This is a genomic window from uncultured Campylobacter sp. (assembly GCF_938018145.1).
Lineage (GTDB): Bacteria > Campylobacterota > Campylobacteria > Campylobacterales > Campylobacteraceae > Campylobacter_A.
In genome coordinates this window covers 1-2,438 of the sequence record NZ_CALIII010000335.1, presented here as the reverse complement: position 1 = coordinate 2,438, position 2,438 = coordinate 1, and the positions used below count along the sequence as shown (strand labels likewise).

The 2,438-nt window shown below is 48.4% G+C and carries 3 protein-coding genes; 1 reads left to right on the top strand and 2 read right to left on the bottom strand.

What is annotated here, in order from left to right:
- Positions 1 to 153: 153 nt before the first annotated feature.
- Both Q0338_RS07735 and mnmA read right to left on the bottom strand, forming a co-directional pair.
- Positions 154 to 639 (bottom strand): nuclear transport factor 2 family protein, encoded by a 486-nt coding sequence (locus tag Q0338_RS07735; RefSeq protein ID WP_298086248.1) that lies wholly within the window; start codon positions 637 to 639, stop codon positions 154 to 156.
- Between the two features lie 218 nt (positions 640 to 857).
- Positions 858 to 1,874, bottom strand: coding sequence for a tRNA 2-thiouridine(34) synthase MnmA (gene mnmA / locus Q0338_RS07730; RefSeq protein ID WP_298086247.1), 1,017 nt, complete (start codon positions 1,872 to 1,874; stop codon positions 858 to 860).
- A 257-nt stretch (positions 1,875 to 2,131) separates the two neighbouring features.
- Here mnmA and Q0338_RS07725 point away from each other — a divergent pair, with 257 nt between their 5' ends.
- Positions 2,132 to 2,287, top strand: a complete 156-nt coding sequence (locus Q0338_RS07725) for a hypothetical protein (protein WP_298086246.1) — start codon at positions 2,132 to 2,134, stop codon at positions 2,285 to 2,287.
- The last annotated feature ends 151 nt before the right edge of the window (positions 2,288 to 2,438 follow it).

Here is a 2,438-nt window from a genome sequence, read left to right as displayed (position 1 = left end):
GACGAGTTAAATTTGAACCTTGATATTTTTAAGTGAGGGCAAATTTGACGGCTGCGGTTTTTGCAACTAAATTAGCATTTTTGCGGTGCGGGTTTTGCAGATAAATTTGGGCGTAATTTTATGGCTCAAAGCCTACCACGCATAAATCAAATTTCACTTTTTCCCGCTAAATTTATCGTAAATTTGACCGAGTTTCGAGCGTTTTTTACGTGCTTGCAGCTCTTTTAGGAAGTTTTTGTTGCCCCTTTGCACGGCGGCGGCGGCGAACTGAAACGAAGTGATCTTGTACTCACCTGAAACCCTAAATATCTCAAAAATCTGCCGCCCAAATATCTCCCACGGCTCGACGCCGGGCGCCGTGTAAACCATGTGCGCGTGGCACTCGGCGCTGATGCCCTCCTGCGCGGGCAATAGCTCAAAGTTGCTAAGCGAAGTGTAGGTCTGCGCGTCCTCGAGCAGCTGCTGCCACGACGTCACGAACTCGTCCGCGCTCACGAGCGCGCCGCGCATGCCGTTTAGGCTCGAGTGATCGACGAATACGACGTCGGCGAAGCACTCGCGCACGCGCTGGGTTTGCTTGCGATCGGCGGCGTTGATCATTTTTATGATGAGCTCCTCGGCGATCTCTTTTGGATTCATCTTGCGTCCTTTGATTATTTTTGTATATTTTAGCGATTTTAGGCTAAATTTGAAGCATGAAAGCAGACCGTAAAATAAAGAAAATTTGAGGATTTTGCGCGGCGGACGGTAAATTAAATTTGATCAAACGCAGTCAAATTTGACCAGCTTTTGTCCGCAAACGCCGATCTAAATTTGAAAAACTTGACCGCCCGAAGCGATCAAATTTAAGATAAAATTTACAGTATAAATCCGCTGCCGATAACCAGCTCGCCTCTGTAAAATACCGCCAGCTGCCCGCTAGCCACGCCAAATGCGCTCTGCTTTAGCTCGACCTCGGCCGTGCCGCCACCCAGCACTTTTACGCGCGCATTTAGCCCGATACTGCGGTAGCGCACCTTGACGTCGCAGTCAAACTCGCTCTCATCCACGAACAAATTTAGGCTATTTACCGCGATCTTACCGCGCTCAAGCTCCTCTTTGCTACCCACTACGATGCGGTTATTTGCCGCGTCGATAGCGAGTACGAAATGCGGCTCGTGCGCCCCAAATACCTCAAATCCGCGCCTCTTGCCGATCGTGTAGCGCATGTAGCCGTTGTGTCGCCCGATCACGCGTCCAGAGCTATCGACCACGTCGCCGGGCAGGTCGGTCTCGTAGTGCTTGTTTAGCACCTCGATATAGGTGTCCTCGACGAAGCAAATCTCGCTGCTCTCGGCCTGCTCGCCGTACTCGCGAAAGCTCGGCAGAGATTTAGCCAGCTCTTTTATATCCTTTTTAAATTTGTCCCCGAGCGGGAAAATCATATCGGCGATTATCTCCTTTGGCACCTGCGCTACGAAGTAGCTCTGGTCTTTGCTAGGATCGGCGGCGACTCTGATAAAGCCGTCTTGCGCGCGTATATAGTGGCCTGTAGCGAGCTTTTCGCAGCCGATACTTTTGGCAAATTTTAGTAGTTCGCCAAATTTTATAAAGTGGTTACAAAGCGCGCATGGATTTGGCGTCTTGCCTTCTTTATAGGAGCTAACAAACGGCGTATAGACGTATCTGTCAAACTGCTCTTGCAAATCAAGCACGTGATAGGGGATGCCCAGATACCCGCACGCGCGGGCGACTTTATCGATATTTTTTTCATGATATCCGGGCTTTTTGTGTAGTTTCATATAGCAGCCCACGACCTCGTGACCCGCTTCTAGCAGCATTTTGGCGCTCATGGTGGAGTCGACGCCGCCGCTCATGGCCATTAGTATTTTCATTTTTTCTTTCCTTTGTAGGGCAAGCGCGCCTCACGAGCGCCTTTAAACGAGCTTGAAATTTTTGATCTGCGGCAGGCTACATGCCTAGCCTTGACGCAAAAATTTCCGCGCAACGCTTAAATTCGTCTCGCGATTCATCGCTTGCGTTTTTTGTAAAAATATTTCCAAATTTACAAACTTGGCCCTAGCCCCACAATAAGACAAATTCGTATAAATTCGGTGCGATTATATAAAAATTAGCTTAATACGCTATAAATTTGCGAGCCAAGGGTGGCGTGGTATTTAGCTTTCGCGCCTTGCAGGCTCTAGATTTTACGCGCCGAGACGGCAACGCAGGATTTGCAAACGGCGATGACGCGGTTAAATTTACCGAATTTGACACAAAAGGCAAGCATATCGGCAAATCCGCTTAAAAAAATACAAACCAAACCGCGCGAACAAATTTGCAAAAATCAAAATTTAACGCCGAACGCCAGATATAAGCACCCAGCAAATTTGCAGAACAAATTTAAATAGCCGTCAAAGCCTGCTTACGGCTATGGCTTGAGTTTCACCGTCTTTTAG